The 18,518-nt window shown below is 44.7% G+C and carries 18 protein-coding genes; 8 read left to right on the top strand and 10 right to left on the bottom strand.

The features are described from left to right. Positions 1–11: 11 nt before the first annotated feature. The 5 genes from flgD to KUL49_RS10585 form a co-directional block, all read right to left on the bottom strand. Complete coding sequence (gene flgD / locus KUL49_RS10605; RefSeq protein ID WP_012517628.1) at positions 12–698, bottom strand: flagellar hook assembly protein FlgD; 687 nt, start codon at positions 696–698, stop codon at positions 12–14. Between the two features lie 31 nt (positions 699–729). After that, entirely contained in the window at positions 730–1,152 is a 423-nt protein-coding gene (flgC, locus tag KUL49_RS10600) for a flagellar basal body rod protein FlgC (RefSeq protein ID WP_012517627.1), read from the bottom strand. Positions 1,153–1,154: 2 nt separating this feature from the next. Next, positions 1,155–1,589, bottom strand: a complete 435-nt coding sequence (gene flgB, locus KUL49_RS10595; RefSeq protein WP_014948594.1) for a flagellar basal body rod protein FlgB — start codon at positions 1,587–1,589, stop codon at positions 1,155–1,157. A gap of 201 nt (positions 1,590–1,790) precedes the next feature. Beyond that, positions 1,791–2,621 carry a protein-glutamate O-methyltransferase CheR gene (locus KUL49_RS10590; RefSeq protein WP_014975874.1) on the bottom strand — a complete coding sequence of 277 codons (831 nt, stop codon included), beginning with the start codon at positions 2,619–2,621 and terminating at the stop codon, positions 1,791–1,793. Between the two features lie 15 nt (positions 2,622–2,636). Further along, positions 2,637–3,566, bottom strand: coding sequence for a chemotaxis protein CheV (locus KUL49_RS10585; RefSeq protein WP_014948591.1), 930 nt, complete (start codon positions 3,564–3,566; stop codon positions 2,637–2,639). A 278-nt stretch (positions 3,567–3,844) separates the two neighbouring features. Between KUL49_RS10585 and flgA the strand changes: the two genes are divergently transcribed. From flgA to flgN, 3 genes are all read left to right on the top strand, one after another. Next, positions 3,845–4,561 carry a flagellar basal body P-ring formation chaperone FlgA gene (gene flgA / locus KUL49_RS10580; RefSeq protein ID WP_014948590.1) on the top strand — a complete coding sequence of 239 codons (717 nt, stop codon included), beginning with the start codon at positions 3,845–3,847 and terminating at the stop codon, positions 4,559–4,561. A gap of 102 nt (positions 4,562–4,663) precedes the next feature. Beyond that, positions 4,664–4,993 carry a flagellar biosynthesis anti-sigma factor FlgM gene (gene flgM, locus KUL49_RS10575; RefSeq protein WP_014948589.1) on the top strand — a complete coding sequence of 110 codons (330 nt, stop codon included), beginning with the start codon at positions 4,664–4,666 and terminating at the stop codon, positions 4,991–4,993. A 39-nt stretch (positions 4,994–5,032) separates the two neighbouring features. Next, the gene (gene flgN, locus KUL49_RS10570) at positions 5,033–5,464 is read left to right on the top strand and encodes a flagellar export chaperone FlgN (protein ID WP_131137250.1); all 432 of its coding nucleotides are present in this window, start codon (positions 5,033–5,035) and stop codon (positions 5,462–5,464) included. Between the two features lie 146 nt (positions 5,465–5,610). Here flgN and KUL49_RS10565 read toward each other — a convergent pair whose 3' ends face one another. Continuing rightward, complete coding sequence (locus tag KUL49_RS10565) at positions 5,611–6,096, bottom strand: LPP20 family lipoprotein (RefSeq protein WP_014948587.1); 486 nt, start codon at positions 6,094–6,096, stop codon at positions 5,611–5,613. 300 nt (positions 6,097–6,396) lie between these two features. Between KUL49_RS10565 and KUL49_RS10560 the strand changes: the two genes are divergently transcribed. From KUL49_RS10560 to KUL49_RS10550, 3 genes are all read left to right on the top strand, one after another. After that, the gene (locus tag KUL49_RS10560; RefSeq protein WP_131137249.1) at positions 6,397–7,578 is read left to right on the top strand and encodes a flagellar assembly protein T N-terminal domain-containing protein; all 1,182 of its coding nucleotides are present in this window, start codon (positions 6,397–6,399) and stop codon (positions 7,576–7,578) included. A 220-nt stretch (positions 7,579–7,798) separates the two neighbouring features. Continuing rightward, positions 7,799–8,413 carry a transglutaminase-like cysteine peptidase gene (locus KUL49_RS10555; RefSeq protein WP_242633800.1) on the top strand — a complete coding sequence of 205 codons (615 nt, stop codon included), beginning with the start codon at positions 7,799–7,801 and terminating at the stop codon, positions 8,411–8,413. A 6-nt stretch (positions 8,414–8,419) separates the two neighbouring features. Further along, positions 8,420–10,354, top strand: a complete 1,935-nt coding sequence (locus KUL49_RS10550) for a LapD/MoxY N-terminal periplasmic domain-containing protein (protein ID WP_131137247.1) — start codon at positions 8,420–8,422, stop codon at positions 10,352–10,354. On the opposite strand, the gene KUL49_RS10545 is transcribed toward KUL49_RS10550, so the two are convergent. The 4 genes from KUL49_RS10545 to KUL49_RS10530 form a co-directional block, all read right to left on the bottom strand. Then, complete coding sequence (locus KUL49_RS10545; RefSeq protein ID WP_014948583.1) at positions 10,329–10,925, bottom strand: response regulator transcription factor; 597 nt, start codon at positions 10,923–10,925, stop codon at positions 10,329–10,331. The two genes, KUL49_RS10550 and KUL49_RS10545, sit on opposite strands and share 26 nt — an antisense overlap. Then, positions 10,926–12,293, bottom strand: coding sequence for an HlyD family type I secretion periplasmic adaptor subunit (locus tag KUL49_RS10540; protein WP_101563664.1), 1,368 nt, complete (start codon positions 12,291–12,293; stop codon positions 10,926–10,928). After that, positions 12,290–14,389: a type I secretion system permease/ATPase gene (locus tag KUL49_RS10535; RefSeq protein WP_131137315.1), complete on the bottom strand. Its 2,100-nt coding sequence runs from the start codon at positions 14,387–14,389 to the stop codon at positions 12,290–12,292. The genes KUL49_RS10540 and KUL49_RS10535 overlap by 4 nt, the downstream gene beginning before the upstream one ends. A gap of 76 nt (positions 14,390–14,465) precedes the next feature. Continuing rightward, entirely contained in the window at positions 14,466–16,412 is a 1,947-nt protein-coding gene (locus KUL49_RS10530) for a TolC family outer membrane protein (protein WP_131137246.1), read from the bottom strand. A 247-nt stretch (positions 16,413–16,659) separates the two neighbouring features. Between KUL49_RS10530 and KUL49_RS10525 the strand changes: the two genes are divergently transcribed. Both KUL49_RS10525 and KUL49_RS10520 read left to right on the top strand, forming a co-directional pair. Further along, positions 16,660–18,066: a retention module-containing protein gene (locus KUL49_RS10525; protein ID WP_242633798.1), complete on the top strand. Its 1,407-nt coding sequence runs from the start codon at positions 16,660–16,662 to the stop codon at positions 18,064–18,066. After that, positions 18,056–18,518, top strand: a 463-nt coding sequence (locus KUL49_RS10520; protein WP_181412770.1) for an Ig-like domain-containing protein, incomplete at its 3' end; no start/stop codon positions are given. The genes KUL49_RS10525 and KUL49_RS10520, both read left to right, overlap by 11 nt.

Below are 18,518 nucleotides of genomic sequence, written 5' to 3'. Positions count from 1 at the left end.
TGATTCTCCTACTAACTGCCGATTTGAATGACGTCATCAAGATTGATACTGACATCACCATCCAAATTCAAAATTACGCCTTGACCACTACCAGCCAAGCTTACACTTCCAACATGGCGATTAACGGCGGTATTCAGCTGAACACCTTCTCCATTCAACTCGCCAGTGGCACTGATAACATATTCACCCGGTGCCATCTGGTTGCCATGCTTATCTTTGCCATCCCATTCAAACTCAATGTTGCCAGCGCTTTGAGTGCCTGCATCAATGGTTTTTATGACTTCACCAAACTGGTTCTCAATAGTGATCGTCATATTCTGAACTGTTTTTTCATTCACGATGACACCCGAAATGCCATCGCCTTCATTGGCCATATAACCCACGTTACCTTGAACCAGCACGTTTTGCCCGATAAGACTAGAAGCTTGTAACGCTTGATTCGATGTCATTGAAGCTGCAAACGACTCAAACTTTTCGTTAAGCTGGGAAATACCGTCGGCCATCGTAAATGATGTCATCTGCGCTACCATTTGATCGTTATCAACGGGTGCAGTGGGATCCTGATTGGCTAACTGCTCAGTTAACATTGAGAAGAAATCTTCCTGGGTTAACTGCTGCTCGGTGCCGTCAGCTATTTTGACGGTTTCCTCTTGCCAATACAGATCAGTATTTAAGCCAGTATTGTTTATGGTATTCACTGAGTAATCCTCACATTATTCAAGCGGCAAGTTACTGCCCTTGACCTAGCTGCAGTACGCGACGGAAAATACGCTTTGTGGTGTCCGCAACCTGCACGTTAGTTTCATACGCTTTGGACGCTGACATCATATTCGCCATCTCTTCCACAATGTTCACGTTAGGTTTATAGATGTAGCCGTTTTCATCTGCCATCGGGTTGTTAGGTGAATACTCCACTTGCAAAGGAGCATCACTTTCTACAATACCCTTTACTTGAACACCTGCACCTTTCGACTGGTCGCGCATTGCATCTTGCAACGCCGTAGCGAAAACTGGATGGCGAGCTCGGTATGTTTCGTCATAGCTGCTGCTAACCGAGTTAGCGTTGGCAATGTTACTTGCCGTAGTATTAAGACGTACATTCTCCGCCTCCATACCTGTACTCGAAATTTGCATTACATTAAATAAACTCATGACTACTGACCTCCTGAGCTAAGCGCTTTTTTCATGCCTTTAATTTTTCCGTTCAAAAATTCTAGGCTGGCTTGGTAGCGCAATCCATTGTCTAAAAACCGATTTCTTTCCGCTTGAACTTCAACCGTATTACCGTCGCCAGTGTCTGGTTGTGTTGGGATGCGGTATTGCATGTCAAAGTTTGCCGCTACTGACGTCGAATTGCCGCTTAAGTGGCGATCATTTGTCCGCACCATTCCTGAAGAAGCGTGATTGGCTGTACCACCAGATGCTTCTCGCATAGCCGACTGCATTGCTTTATTAAAATCAATGTCCCGCGCTTTATAACCAGGCGTGTTTGCGTTCGCTAGATTTCCAGAAATCACTTCCATACGCTCTGTGCGTATAGTGAGTGCTGACTCATGAAAGCCAACCAGCTTATCTAGGTTAATAGCCATAACATGACCTCTGACATACTAAAAATTTGTTCGTGGTGACAATGTAAGCGGACAATTAAATATCGAATCTTGCCGTTTTACTGTCGTTTGTAGAAATAGTTAGCAAGGCAAATGCCATAATGAGATTTTGACGGAGGGTGTAAGTCAAAAGTGTCGACCTGATCGTAAAAAAAGTATTAGTTATCAGGCCGATAAGTTAGATCATTTTTTTTGGTAGTAAAGGCCAGGGTGGCACTTAACCATACTGTAGGTATCACTTGCAGCGCTGATTGATTCAGAGGCGCCAAGGAAAAGCACACCCTGAGGCTGCAGCTGTCCGGCAATTTGTTGCAGGATGCGTTGTTTTACTTCGGCCGAGAAATAAATTAAAACATTACGGCAAAAAACGATATCAAAGCGGCCAAGTGCTGCATAGCTCGAAAGTAAATTTAGACTTCTAAAGCTTACCATCCGACGAACGTCGGGTTTTACCTGCATAAGCCCGCTATCATTTTGCTGGAAAAAGGCCTGTCTCCTTTGCGGGGACAATCCCCTTGCAAGAGACAGTTCGTCATAAATACCTAACTCACACTTTTGCAGCATTTCTGAAGATAAATCTGTAGCAACAATCTCAACACCCGCTCTTAATGCACCTGGCCTTTGGCGCTGATATTCAAGTACAGACATCGCAATAGAATAAGGCTCTTGTCCAGACGAACAAGCGGCACTCCATATGCGAAGCTTCTGATTTTTTGCCGATAGTGTTGGTAGTAACTCTTTTACAAGTAAATCGAAGGGATAGTTGTCTCGAAACCACAACGTTTCGTTTGTGGTCATTGCGTCAATAACGTTCTGCAGTAAGGTTCTGTCGAACCCTTTCACAACCACGTCAATCAGTTCGTCAGCAGACTCATACTTATGCTTATAGAGTAATGAAGCTAAACGGCTGCGCACCAGGTATTGTTTATTATCACCTAATACTATGCCGCATTGCTTTTCCAAAAACTCTCTAAACTTAAGGTAACTCGCTGGCGAAACGTCTTTATTAGCCAATCCTATCTTGCTCCGTTATTCGCACTCAGTCATTAGCCACTTTTGTACCGCGGTAGCAAGTTCATCGGGATGGAATTTCGCGATAAAGTCATCAGCCCCTACTTTTTGCACCATAGCTTGGTTGAAAACACCACTGAGCGACGTATGCAATACAACATGAAGCTTTTGAAGTTCAGGCGTATTCTTAATTTCGGCGGTTAGTGTATAGCCGTCCATTTCTGGCATCTCGATATCTGAGACCAGCACGCCTACACGGTTCGTTACATCGCCATACTCTTCCGCAATTTCTTTAAGCCTGTTTAATGCTTCAAGACCGTTTTTAGCTAGCTCAATTTCTAAGCCTAGTGAAGTTAGGGCCTTTTTAACTTGGTTTCTCGCTACCGCAGAGTCATCTGCAATAAAGATAATTTTGTTTTCTTGGCCTTCGGTTGTCAGACCTTCTGCCACCTCTGAACTTACTTCGGCATTCAACGGAGAAATTTCATTTAAAATTTTCTCAACGTCTAGAATTTCAATAAGTTCATTTTCAACTTCAGTCACCGCCGTTAAATAGCTTGCTCTGCCAGTACCTTGGGGTGGCGGCATGATCGCATCCCAATTGGTGTTGATAATACGCTCTACGGCACCCACCAAAAAGCCCTGAACTGAACGGTTATATTCCGCAATGACAATAAAGGCATTAGAGAGATCTTCAATTTTACGGCCGCGTGTTGCCATACTTAAATCAATGACCGATATAGTTTGACCACGGATATGCGCCACACCACGAACCAACGGGTTTAATTTCGGCATTGCTGTTAGCGGAGGACACTGAAGCACTTCCCGCACTTTAAAAACGTTAATTCCAAAGCGTTGGCGGCCGTTCAGTCTAAACAGCAGCAACTCTAAGCGATTCTGCCCAACAAGCTGCGTGCGCTGGTTTACTGAATCTAAAATCCCCGACATAGGTCACCTCTAAGTAATACTGGGCATGATCATTGCCTCTTATGATAAAGATAGACAATATCACTAAATTTTTGCAGGTCAAACGACAGAAAAATGACACTAAATAGCATTTTTCAGTCTTTAGTAAGGGTTTATACCTTAACTTAATCAATGATCCTGCGTTAACGCTCGTGCTTGTAAACCTTATGGATTTACTTTGGCTGTTATTTATTTGCACTAAGCAAACCGGCCGTATTAAGCATAGTCAATAACTTGTAAACTGAACACGAAAAGTCATGATGAAAAATATGAACGCCAAAACGCGCCTTACATTCACACGATTACTGTCATTGACCGTTTTCAGTGTGCTTTCTATGAACTGCTTGGCGACACAAACCAATCACAAACAGGTTGAAGAAGGCGCAAAACAATACCTAATAACTCAACTTGCTGATAATACGCAGGATACTAGCATTGATGTGTCTATTGTGAAGATAGACGATAGGATAAATATTCCTGACTGCCCAACTGGGTTCGAATACAATGCGTCGCAAGAAGCGCTGAGCCAATCGTATATATCAGTTAGAGTGAGTTGCAGAAATAATGAATGGTATCTTTTCACCAGCGGGCAAGTAACGCGTACCAAAGAAATTGTTGTCACTCAAGGCGCAATAAGTCCAGGAACCGTACTGACATCATCGAATCTCTCTCTGGCAAAAGTTGATGTAAGACGATTGCGCCATACCGCATTTACTGAGCTAGAAGCGCTTATTGGGGCTAGAATAAAACGCCGAGTGACTGACGGACAAGCTATACAGTCAAATATGCTATGCTTTGTGTGCAAAGGCGACAGAATTACCATAACTGCTGAGGTAGCAGGTATGGAAGTGAAAACAGCCGGAATCGCTCAGCAAGACGGTGTTGTTGGTGACAATATTAAGGTAATTAATGCCAGTAGCCAAAAGGCGGTGATAGCAAGAGTCGCAAGCCCTGAAGAAGTCGTGATACACTTATAAACGAGGCAGCGAATATCTACTTTTTTGTTCACAATTTAGCTAAAGAAATTAGCCAAAAGGCCGATACACTTTACAGAGGCGAAAAAGTAGTGAGGACTAATTATGGCAATTAACAATATAAACAATGGGTTACCGAAAACACCCGTTGATAATGGAAAGGTTGCGCAGCAAAACCAAACGCAGCAATCTCCACAGCAGGCATCAACACAGGCTGCGCAAACCGCATCAGTTCCGCGTCAGGATTCTGTATCGTTGACGCAATCTGCTCAGCAGCTCAACCAGGTTCAGAAGAAAGGTTCGGAAGCGCCTGTGAACCAAGATAAAGTCGATCGCCTTAAGCGAGCGATTCAAAGTGGCGAGTATAAAGTTAATCCTGAAGTGCTTGCCAACAAGATTGCAAAACTAGAAGGTGAGATTTTTGGCGCTAAATAGTGAGCGACAAAACTCGTAACTAACCAGAAGAGAGCTAACGTGACTGAACAAGCAAGCCAATTGACACAAGCACTAACAAAGCAAGTGGAGCAACTGTCTTCACTTGCCGTATTGCTTGAAAAAGAATTGCAACTTATCAGTTCGCGAGACGCAGAATCTTTAATGAACTTATTAGACGAAAAGACAGCACTGTTAACGTCTATTCAGGCTCTCGATGGAAGCATTGAGCGCACAATTAGCGATCAAGGCTCAATGTCAGAAGAAGATGAAGCATTAATGGCTAATGCAAAGAAACTTCTGGACGATTGCAAATACCGCACACAAGTCAATCAAAAAGCCGTAGAGCAAGGACAGCTACGCCTCACACACTTACGTAACTTGATGATGGAAGTTCGTGCCAAAGAATCGCTCACCTATGACAAAAAAGGAAAGCCGAAAGGCGGGACTTTAGGGTCGGGAGTGAGCGCCTAATTTTTTTGCGATTTCAGTAAACCCCACTCAGCGAGCTTTAACCATTAAGCCTTAACCGGTAAAAGTAAATTATATCTCTGTGAATTTGCGCATGTTTTAAGACTTCACGATACAGCCACTTGCGCAGACACCCCTTTCGCTAACGTTTAATAATACTTAACATCCTTTACTCGGCGCGGTTTTGCGGTCGACAGATATATATCGTAAACCTGCTGCATATCTAAAGCGAGTTCGGTGACGTATGTATCTTCACCTACCGGATAGGCTTTTACGACTTCAGCGCCTCTAATGACCCCCTCTACAGATGCTCGCAATGTTTCGCTATCTATAACCAAGTGAGACAGAGACTGATTGCCTTCAATTTTTTGACCATAGACTTGTTCAGTGAGCTCTCGGTATGCATCTAATTTTGACGCTTTCATCGCCATTATAAGCTTCATGCTGTCGCTTTCGCCATGCTGAGAAGAAATCGGCGCATAGCCTACCGCCTTGAGCACGGGATAGCTTTCTGGTTCTATTGTTTCCCACTCAACGTGTTTATCAATAATGCCGCATCCACCAGTGCTTATTGCTAAACCAAGAAAGCAAGACAGCAGCAGCGATTTTGATTTATGTATTTTTTTCAAGCACATAGTTTCATTTCCAAATTACATTATTAATAAAATCAAATGTGTAGTTACGCTGCTCTCGTCGGTGGCAGCCTTGTAACTACGAGATACTGCCATACTCGCGGTAGCAGATTTTGACATATCTAAACTGACGCTTTTTACAAACCTTTAGCAAGATACGCGTTGCAAGATATGTGCAAGATATGCGCCCGATTGATTTAATGGCGACGAAACCACATCAACTGGCACTCTTTTCGCATACTTCGCTTCATAAACCGGGCGCTTTGCATAGCGCAGTTAGATAAAAACCTCCAGAGGTGTGCGGTGCGACATATTAGCAAAACAACGCTGGTAACTATTTTAAATGCAGTCGTGGCGGTAATTTGCCTGTTTGCATTTTTGGTTGGGCAAGCAAATGCCGTGTGGTACGAGGCTACAGGACAGGCTGTGGTGCGAAATGGTGATAAGGAAACTGCCAGACATGCGGCTACCCAAGAGGCACTTAAGCAAGCCATGCTTTTTGCAGGCGCGTCAGTTCATAGTGTCGCCAAGCTTACAAATGGCCTTCTTAAAAATGAAGAGATGACCATTCGCTCTACCGGCGAAGTTGAACAATTGGAACTAGTTGATGAAGTTTATAGCGGCGATGTGATTACGGTAAGTATTCGCGCTGACATTTTTCCAAGAGGAAAAGTGTGTGCCGCACAAAATGACCAAAAACATTTCGCTACTACACATTTCAGGGTACGTAACAGAGCGCAGCTAACACAGGGTAATATTCCCAATTTCGATGCTTCATTCACCCAGCAGTTAGCACAGGCCATGCGAAATAAAACTGAAAACCTAGATATTATCTATATCGCGCCACATACTGCAAAATTTGACAGTCGATATACTGACCAAAATGTACGCACGCTTTCAGCGCAAAGTAATACTCAATTTGTGCTGGTGGGCATGATAGATGACTTAAGCGTGACACGGGAAGAGGCTTCGGTTTTTACACCGTGGCGTGAGGGTACTTCTCGACGCTCCTTTGCTATGACCATTCAAGTCTATGACGGCATTAATGGAGGCCTGTTGTTGACTAAGTCTTATCAGAATCGAGGAGAATGGACATTCGACAGATTCGAAGATGTAGATGAATTTTCGACGAAGTTTTGGCAGTCGCTTTATGGGCAGACTGTCAACGCGACAATAGCAGAAGCGATTGAAGACATAAAAGAAGCCACTGCATGCCAGCCAATGACAGGTAGAGTGATTAATGTTGCCGGCGATAAAATTTCTGTATCTTTAGGCAGAGACAATGGCATTTCTGAAAAAGATGAACTATACCTTTATCAAGCTAAAGAGATTGTCGATAACCGTGGCCGTAAATACTTACAGTACTCACTATATCCTGGCAAATTTGTAGTGAGTAGTGCCTACGGTAATTCGTCTCTAGTAGTAAACGAAGGTGCAGGAATTATCGCAAACATTCAAGAACACGATTTTGTAGTAAAAAAATAGTCTTTCTCGATTTCCACTTTAGCATTCAAAATCATGGTTGGTTTATCAGCATAGCCATGTTATACCTATAACTACGTATAGCAAATTATACTTAAACTTTAGGTGAAGACGGTTACTCTCGCCTATACTTTAGTATAACTAAAATTATGAAGTTATGACCCTTTCTCTATTTGCGTCGCACTGCTTAGCATTAGTGGCCCTGCTACTGGCTGGACAGCAAATGAAGGATCAGTATGTAATCGAGTTTCCAAAGCTTGAACAGGAAGTAAAAAATAAATTTGGAGCTGATAAAGCATCACACGTTACAGCGCTAGAAGCAGCCCTACACGCTCTTGAAAGTAAGGGTGTCAAAGATCAATTGCTTGGTGTAAACGCTTTCTTTGATGAGCATATTCAGTATGCTACTGACGATATTGTGTTTAAAGAAAAAGACTACTGGGCAACCCCTTCTGAACTTTTTGGCCATTCTCGCGGAGATTGTGAGGATTATGCCATTGCAAAATACGTAGCTCTGCTACACTTAGGTATCGATAGTTCTAAACTTCGCCTAATTTATGTAAAAGCGAAGATTGGTAGAAGTCGAGTAACACAAGCACATATGGTTTTAGGATACTATGACTCCCCTTCATCGGATCCCCTTGTGCTAGACAGCTTAGTGTCTAATGTATTACCCGGCTCACAGCGCACAGACCTGATACCTGTTTTTAGTTTTAACGACTCAGGTATTTGGCAACCAGGCAAAACGGCACAGGTTTCTTCGTCTACCAGTAGACTATCTAGGTGGCGTGACGTTATTGAGCGCATGAAGCAAGAGGGGATTAGCAGAAGGTCCTAGAAGTTTATGTCAATAACAAGAGAATTATGGCTAGCCATTGTAGTCGTTGTCCTTGTTGCAATTGCAGGTAGCGTGACAATTCATGGAATTACTACGAAGCAATACGTAGAAGAACAGCTTTATTCAAAAAACTTAGATAACGCAAGTATGATGGCGTTAACGCTAAGTGGATTAGAAAAAGACCCCGTATCTTTAGACCTTTTCATCATGTCCCAATTCGATATAGGACACTACGCAACAATTGTACTTCAAAAAGCGGACGGCGAAATTGTGTCTGCCCACACCCACGAAGTGCAATTAGATGAAGACACGCCCAGATGGTTTGCAGACAATTTCTCACCTAATGTCAATCCAGGTATTGCTCAGGTTAGCGAGGGGTGGGGTCAGTACGGTACGATATATGTTGAAACCGACACCAGCTTCGCCGTCGCATCTATGTGGCGCGCTACTCAACGGCTCATTTTTGGCCTGTCCCTTGTAGGTATCTTCTCAGGAATAATAGGCGCGTGGGCACTTCGTTTTATTATTCGACCTCTGGATGGCGTTGTTAATCAAGCCGAGTCTTTTGGTGAAATGAAATTTGTTCAACTGCCCGAACCTCGCACGCTAGAACTCAAACGTGTAGTTCGCGCGATGAATTTCTTAGCGAGAACGTCCAAGAAGATTATGGAGGAGGAGAATACCCGCCTTGATCTCATGCGCTATAAAACCCAATTCGACGACGAATCAGGTGTCGCCAACAGGGACTATTTTATATCGATTTTAAAAGGCCAACTTGCCTTTCGCGATACAGAAGGCGTCAACTGCGTCTTTTTTGTGAGATTTACTGAGGGCGAAGGTTTCTTGCGCTCCCCGGCTAACATACGTAAAAATCGTATTCGCGACTTCGTTGAAGAAATTAATGATTGCCTTTCTATGCATCATCACCTTTTCACCGACAGTCGTATTGCTAGAATGCAAAAGAATGAATTTGCTATTCTCCTCACCGAAACCCACGATGCCGTTACTATATCTGAAGCATTACACGGTGCGTGTTTAAGTACATTTAGTCGCGATGGCGACCCTCAAGTCTTTCAGTCGGTTGTGAAATTACGACCGGATGACAGCTTTTCAAACGCACTCATGCGCGCTGATGCAATGATAGATGAAGCCGAATCGGATGAAATGGACGAACCGTTTGTCGAGGCCCCGCTAAGAGAATTTATTTCACTTGTGGAAGAGAAGCGATGGGAGCAAGAGCTCAAACGTGCTATCGATGAGCGCGATGTAGAAACATTTAATTTCCCAGTGCTCGATATAGACAGAAATTTGGTTCATTACCAAAGCTGGGCTGGGGTGAACATAGACGGCGAGCTTAGAAAGAGCGGCTTCTATACCCACTGGGCACGTTACTTAGGTTTGTTGCCACAGATAGAACTGACAACCATTATTCACCTTATTGATTACATTAACCGTTCTGGCACAGAATCAAAGTTTGCTTTTCTTTGCTCTGAACAGTTCATGCTAGACCCTGAAACCCTTGCACAGCTTTATTATCAAATAGGTACCAACTCAAAAGCAGCTAAACAGCTGTGCTTCGAAGTAAGGGAATCTACAGCAACACGTTTCCCTGACGAATTTAGCGACTTTTGCACTACGCTTAAAGCTAAAGAATGCGAAATAGGCCTTAAACGTGTAGGCGAATCGTTCTCGCAACTGTTAGATGTGCAAGAGATGGGGCTAGACTATGTGAAAATTGATTCCGCATTTATGGCCGACATAGACTTCAACCCAGCTAATCACGCTTTCCTTCGAGGCTTCTGCTCACTGGCGCATACTTTCGGTATTAAAGTATACGCCGACGGCGTTAAACGCTCTGACCATCAAGCGCTCTTTATAGAACTTGGTATTGACGGCGTTGTATCACACATGGAAGTTATAGAGCATCTTTTAGATGACTAAATTCACCAAGTCGGAGTAATAGACTGATTCGGTCCTTTGCCTCAAATTTGTGTAAGAGCGTACCCACATATTCTTTAACGGTACGCTCGGTAATACCGTGCTCTCTTGCAATTTCTTTATTGCTTAACCCATCTAAAATGCCGCTCAATACGTCCTTTTCGCGGTTCGTTAAGCCACTTAAAGCAGGTAACACGCGTTTAGACTGCAGATTGACCGCCACATTAGATGTTGTCACTAAAAGCAACTCATTAGGTAACCACATTCCTCCGGCTTCTATCACCCTCGCTACCGAAGATAAAAGAGACTGGGTTCCTAATGCGTGACAATACGCCCTAGCGCCTAGCATCAGCGCTGTTTGCATCTCTAAACGGTCATATTTGTAGGTCAGTAATACCACTTGCGTTACTTTTTGCTTGGCTTCAATTAGCTGTTGCCGCCAGTTCTCATCGCTTGCCAATATCCATATACAATCAGTTTGATCACATGTTAGTTGATCAACCCGACTATAGCTGGTCCACGAATACTGGGTTAGCGCCCCTTGCAAATCTTTCTCGGCAATGAAATGTCTCATTTAACGCTCCCGCAGCGCAGAGGCTGTAACATTGAACAGAGGGGATAAGATATAGTTAAGGACAGTTTTCTTTCCCGTCAATATGTCTACCTGTACGATCATTCCAGGTAAAATATCTAACGCTTCATCAGCAATGCTTTTCTTCGTTTCAAGCCTGACTAAATAGTAGGTTTCATCTTTCTCGTTGGTAATGGCGTCAGCACTGATATGTTGGACTTCAGCAGACATACCGCCATAAATAGTAAAGTCGTAAGCACTGAACTTTAAGATGGCCTGCTGCCCTTCTCGAATAAACGCAATATCTTTAGGCGAGACCTTTGCCTCAACAATAAGTTGATCATCTTGAGGAACGAGTTCCACTACCGCGCTGCCTGGTGTAATGACCCCACCAATGGTATTAATGAGCAAGCGCTGCACCGTACCATTGATTGGCGATCTCAGCGCTGCTTGTGACACCACATCTTCTAAACTGGTTTGAGACTGCTGCAATGTCGCCATTTCGGCGGTGGCTTCGGTCAATTCTTGGTTCCATCGATTAACCAGTTTAAGACGCGCTTCTTCCTTCTTTATGATTTCTTCTTCGATGGCGTTTAAGCCACGCTCAATCGCTACCTTGGACTTGGTGATGTTTCCTTCTAGCTCTACTATCTGACGTTCCAATCGAAGGATTTCAATCTCCGACACAGCACCTGATGCAAGTAATGGCTTGGTCACAGAGAGCTCTTTCTTTGAGAGGGACAAAACGTTTTGATACTGGGAAAGATTCGCTCGCTCTTCTTCTACGTCTTGACGGCGTTGCATAATGCGAGAATCCGATCCTGCTGCAACTTCATCAAGCTCAGCCAAGTTGGAATTGTAGAGCTTGCGTTCGTTATCAACGATCGTTGGAGCCTGTTCGCGAAGCTCTCGATTAAACCGCAACACGTCACCTTGGGTAAGCGCAGATAAGCGCTGCACTTTCGCCGCCAGCGCCGCAAACTGGGTTGTGTTTTCTTCAAGGCTTGACAAAAAGCGGGTAGGATCAACCTTTAATAACACTTGCCCAGCTTCAACCGTTTGCCCTTCTCGTACTAATATATCCTGTACAATCCCTCCGTCGTAGGATTGGAGAACCTGTAGTTGCTGAGACGGTATGACTTTCCCATCGCCTTTGGCAACTTCATCAATCTCTGCAAAATACGACCACACCACCAAAAGAAATAAAACTAGTGATACCAAATACAAAAGCCCACGGGCTTTCACCGGCGTTTGCATTATACGTGACCACTCGGCTTCCAATACCCAGTCCTGACCTGGAGGTGGCGCTAGCCAACCTCGCATTAATCGCTGCAACCAGTCTTTTTTCTCACCACCACTGTTTAAAATCATGGCGCCCTCTTAAGTATTTGACTTGGCTGTTTAAACTGAACAAGTACATCTTCCTTCTTACCGTCAGCAATAACTTTTCCGTTCTCGACAACAATCACGCGCTCAACAAGGTCAAGCAACGTAGTACGATGAGTATTGATGATGAGTGTTTTGCCGGATGTCGCTGCTTTTATGGTTTCCTTCATCTGCGCTTCGTTTGTTGAGTCCATGGCTGAGGTAGGCTCATCCATGATATATATCGCAGGGTTTCGCACTATGGCTCTAGCCATCGCTACTGCTTGTCGCTGACCACCAGAAAGTAAGCTACCTCGCTCACCTACATTTTGCTCTATCCCGTTGGCATTACCATTAACAAGTTTCGCCAAACCACACTGAGTCAGTACCTCCCAAAAGTCACTTTCATCGATATGTAAATCTTCAGACATAATATTGTCTTTCAATGAACCGTAGAAAAGGCTGACGTCTTGTGGCACGTAACCTATCTGTTTGCGAAGTAGTGTCGGGTCGTATTGCTGAAGGTCTATACCATCCATGAGCAACTGACCCGATTCAGGGCGGTAAAAGGCCATAATCAGTTTGTTCAGGGTAGATTTTCCGCATCCGTTTTTGCCCAAAATTGCTACGTGCTCACCTTGTTTAATTGAGAAGTTTATGTCTTTGAGTGCAAGTACGGTTTCATCTGGATATTTAAAGCAAAGCTGGCTTGCATCAATATTCCCCTTAAGCACAATATTACTTTTTATCTGCTTATTACTGCCTGACTCACTCGGTAAAGACATAATATCGTCAAGGGCATTCTTCGCCGTCTCAGCATGATGGTATTGCGCCAATAAAGCCGCAGCCTGGGAGACCGGCCCCATAGCTCGGCTAGACAATAGGTAGGCAGCAATCAATCCACCTTGGGTGATTACACCTTCAATGATCAGATATACACCAGTTAAAATGATTACAACGCCGACTGACTGCTGAACCCAAAGTGCAGCATTATTTACCGACATCGAAACCAAACGCAGCTTGGCGTTAACTTTGGCTAGAAATATCGTCTGTTTTTCCCACGCACTTTGGTTTCGGCTCTGGTAACCAAATGCTTTTATGTCTTCTAAAGATGTTACGCTTTCAGTAACCAGAGAACTTTTACGAGAACTAATCTCCATCGACTCTTCTGACAGAGAGCGCATTACGTGTTGCGCTTTCATGGCGTATAGGAAAAGCGCGGTGGCGCCAATAAGAATAGGAATGATCAAATAAAAATCGATCATGGCTATGATAACGACAAACAGGAGCCCGAATGGCAAATCAACCAATGCCACCAGCGTTACAGAACCAAAAAACTGCCGAATACTCTCAAAAGATTGCAAGCTGTTTATAAAGGAACCGCTTTTTGCTGGCCTACTGGCCAAATTTATAGACAGTACTTTTTCCATAATTTTTGCAGAAAGCGTGACATCTAGCCGACTTGCCGCCAGTTCTACAAAATACTGCCGAAGCATGCGTAATAAAAAATCTGCCGCGAGAACAAAAAGCACGCCGATGGCCAGCGCCCACAAGGTTTCCAGTGCCGCATTTGGCACCACCCTGTCGTATACATTCATTACAAAAAGAGGCAGGGCAATGGAAAGCAGACTAATAAAAACAGAGGCTATTAGTACATCCCTATACAGCCCTTTTGCAGATTTGATAGATGACCACAACCAGTGCCCTACCGAGGACTTGTCAATTTGAGCATTAGTTTCTTGCGCATGCATCTCTGGACGAGCAAATATGATGTACCCAGTATAACGGGCAGCAAGTTCATCTCTGGGAACTTCAACCACGGCGTCATCTAGTTCTGGATACGAAACTCTTGCATGAGTAGGCTCTAAGCCATGTAGTACACAGGCTTGCTTTTCATTTAAGACTAATACAGCGGGCAAAAGCGCAGTATTAATGTGGTCTAAATCGCGCTTAACCGTTCTGCTGGCGAGTCCCGCCCGTTTAGCTGCACGCTCAAATCCTGTGGGCGATAATTCGCCGCTATCTAAGGGAAGCCCACTGAGCAGGCTGACTCGAGATACATCCAGATGGTGCGCATGACAGATCGTAATCAAACAATCCATCAATACGCCTCCTTGCTGTTCCAAATAGGATATGTCGTCTACGACCTTCTTTTCCTTCATATAGGCCTACACATCGCTATTCATTAGAAGGAAGCTGGATAATAGCCGCTTCAATTCTGCGATTACGGGCGTTCGCTGCGTCTGATTCTTCATCAACCAGCGGACGACTCTCTCCGTAACCAACCGCAGTAATTCTTCTCGCTTCTATATTGGCTTTGGTCATCAGCAACGACGCTACTGCCTTTGCTCTGCGCTCAGACAAGCGCTGGTTGTATGCCGCATCCCCATCTAAAGAAGCATGGCCGTGAATAATCACCCCTGAATTTGGGTCATTGTTTAAGGCTTCGATGACGTCCTGAAGCGAGTTCTCGTATTCAGGTAAAACCTCGGTAGAATTAGACGCAAACTCGATATTGACGTTGAATGAATTGATTATCTTCGCATTATCTAACGTAAAATCTGCAGCACTTGGTTCTGGCGCCATATCAGGCTCTTTGGCTTCACAACCAAAGTCATCGACCATAGCCCCAGGCGTAGAATCGACGCAGTCGTCCCATAAATCCACAATGCCGTCGCCATCACTGTCTCGCTTAAGGATATTAAGTTCATCTTCAAAATTCGTGCGAACGGCTGGACAAACGTAGTTAGGGTCGTAACTTATTCTCTCTTCAGCTTTGTTCAGTACATCAGGCACGCCATCTTTTGTAACTCCTAACGTTTGTGCCAAGCTACCCGAGGCCGCAAGCAGTCTTACACGCGCCTTTTCTAAGGTGTATTGTGCTTCTAAATATGCGCGACTAGATTCGTAGTACTCGTTTTCGGAATCGAGTAAGTCTAATAGGGAACGTTCGCCAATGGTAAACTGATCCATGTATGCAGACTTTACTCTGTCTGAAGACAGGCGGTGGGCATTCAGTGAGGGTAGCTGCTCAGTAATATTGATAATATCGTTATAAGCAATTTGTACCGTTTGTCTCATATCGATACAGGCTTTATCCCGCAAGTCTTTTGCTAAATCTACCTGCGATAAAGCTTGTCGAATCGCTGCGCGGTCCGAACCACCATTATATAAGTTGTAAGAAAAGTTGACGCCAACACTGGCTTCAGTAATGGTGTTATTCAGCGCAGCTTGGTCTCGTGTTTGCGCACCATAGCTTGCGGTTAAATTAACTTGTGGATGGTAAAGACTTCTTGCACTGTCCACGGCGTAACGCTGGGCATCAATGTTGTAAATAGCGGCATTGAACTGAGGGTTGGTGCCATATGCACTGGTCAGCAACGATTGAATATCTGTAACATTTGCATCAACGAACGCAGAGTTTATCGATACTGACCGAAGGTTTTGAGCAGGCTTTTCACCCACCAGCCGTAAAAACCGCGCGGTAACATCGTGCAAATTAGACAGCTCGGTAAGCACATTAGACTCAGCCAGAGACAAACGGCCGCTAATTTGTTCCAAATCGGCACGACGACCTACACCTGCTTCTACACTTTCCTCAATTTGTTTAAACACGTCCACATGAGTAATTAAGTTTTCTTCAGCGAGCTTTAAAAGCTCCCGGAACAATTGCACGTCCATATAAGCTAGGGCTGTATCAAGAGACTTCTGTTCTATTTCGCCCATTAGTTCGAAAAAGCGTACCACTTGTGCTTGCTTAAAACGCTTAACCTCACTGCTAGTTAGGAATCCATCATATAACATTTGGGTTAACGTAATTTGCCCAGTATGCCCCATGTATTCACGATCTAACCCGTAGTTTCTATCGGTGTAAGCACTCGACGCCAACACATCGACCTGAGGGCGAAAGCCGCCACGAGCAATATCTACGTCTGACATAGCCACTTGAAGTTGACGCCAGCTGGCTTGCACTTCTGGGTTTTCGTTTACTACCTTGCGAACATAGTCTTCCAAACTGACTGACAAGTCACCAAGACCATTACTTTGAGCAACAGCAGCATGGGCTAGCATAGCGCCAGATGCTCCAATAACAACCTTGGAAAGCACTGAATTTATAAACTTCATATATGCATCTCACTATGTAAATACTAAGCGACATTTGTGTCGTTTCTTACTTCTAAAAAGTAGACGCTATGTGTATTTCTGCAAACTTGTCCCTCAACTATTAGACTAAAAATTAATAAATTAGGGGTAACTACCTAGGTTTTATACCAAAGGATATGCGTTCCCCGTACCACGGTCCGGTAACGAGATAAAAAAGCCCTGCTACGCTTTTTGTATAGCGTGAAAATTTATCGATTGAGAGGGAATTATGGCTGAAGTAATCATTGCAGAAGTAAATGGCGAGGCTTCTTTAGTACGTGGTGAAACAGGTGAACAGGTCAATGTTACTGTCGGTATGACGGTGGCGGAAGGCGATGTATTAAACATATCACCTGATGGATTTGTTACCGTAAGTGTAGATGGAGAACTTCGCACACTTCCAGCCGGACAAAGTGTTACTTTCCCGCTGCAATTAGATTTCACCGAAAACAATTCTGACGATGAATTTGCTGTTTTTGATGAAAGTGTGGATGAGCTAACAGCATTACTTGACGGTGTTGACGGCGTTGATGGTAACAACCAAGAAGGTGACGCTGACTTTCTTGATGTGCTTGCAGGTGATGGAGACATTTTAGAATCGTTAGAAGCAACCGCGGCGGGTCTAGATGGCGGCGCTGGTACTGACGGCGGTAGTAATTTTGTGCGCGTTGATCGCATAAATGAAGAAGTCGATCCCGTGGGTTTCCAGTTCGATCAAAGTGCAAATGGCAACGACGATGTTACGCCAGTTGAGTTTTCTGGAACAGGCGAGCAAGCACAAGACATCTCTCTTACCCTAGATGCGATTGGCTTAACAAGCGACACCACGCCAACACTATCAGGGATTACTTCAGCAATTCCAGGCAGTACAGTCACACTAACCGTTACCGATAGTGAGGGAAACACTCAGGTTGTTACCGCTATTGTGCAAGATGACGGTACGTTCAGCGTAGACGTACCAAATGCGCTGGCTGACGGTAACTTCACCGTAGACGCCACCGTGTTAGAACCTACAGGTAATACTGCAGATAGTTCTACCACCGGTGAAATTGACGCCACCGCCCCAACGATTACTATTAATGCGCCAGGTTCTGATAACGACACCACGCCAACCCTTTCAGGTACCACTGATGCCACTCCTGGCAGCACGGTTACATTAACCATTACCGACAGTGCAGGCAATACTCAAACCGTAACTGCCATTGTGCAAGCAGATGGCACCTATAGCGTTGATGTTCCTGCAGAATTAGCGGAAGGCGAATTTACCGTTAACGCCAGCGTGACCGATGAGGCAGGCAATACAGCAACTGCTGATACCGCAGGGGAAATTGATACTACCGCCCCAACCATTACCATTAATGCGCCAGGTTCTGATAACGACACCACACCTACCCTTTCAGGTACAACCGATGCCACTCCTGGCAGCACAGTTACGCTAACCATTACCGACAGTGCGGGCAACACGCAAACTGTAACTGCCACTGTGCAAGCCGACGGCACCTATAGCGTTGATGTACCTGCTGAATTAGCTGAAGGTGAATTTACCGTTAACGCCAGCGTGACCGATGAGCAGGCAATACAGCAACCGCTGATACTACAGGGGAAATTGATACTACCGCCCAACCATTACCATTAATGCGCCAGGTTCTGATAACGACACCACGCCTACCCTTTCAGGTACCACTGATGCCACACCGGGTAGCACGGTTACATTAACCATTACTGATAGTGCGGGCAATACGCAAACCGTGACTACCATTGTGCAAGCAGACGGCACGTATAGCGTTGATGTGCCGGCTGAATTGGCCGAAGGTGAATTTACCGTTAACGCCAGCGTGACGGATGAGGCTGGCAATACAGCAACCACAGACACCACGGGCGTAATTGATACCACTGCACCGTCGATCACTATCGACACCATAGCGACTGGTAACGACACTACGCCAACCTTGTCAGGTACCACTGATGCTACACCGGGTAGTACAGTTACATTAACTATCACCGATAGCGCGGGCGTTACTCAAACTGTAACTGCCACTGTGCAACCAGACGGCACCTATAGCGTTGATGTACCGGCTGAACTAGCTG

Origin of the sequence: Alteromonas sp. KUL17, from assembly GCF_006538305.1 — a bacterium.
Classification (GTDB): domain Bacteria; phylum Pseudomonadota; class Gammaproteobacteria; order Enterobacterales; family Alteromonadaceae; genus Alteromonas; species Alteromonas macleodii.
The sequence above is the reverse complement of the archived record's forward strand: the minus strand, read 5'-3'. Positions and strand labels throughout refer to the sequence as shown.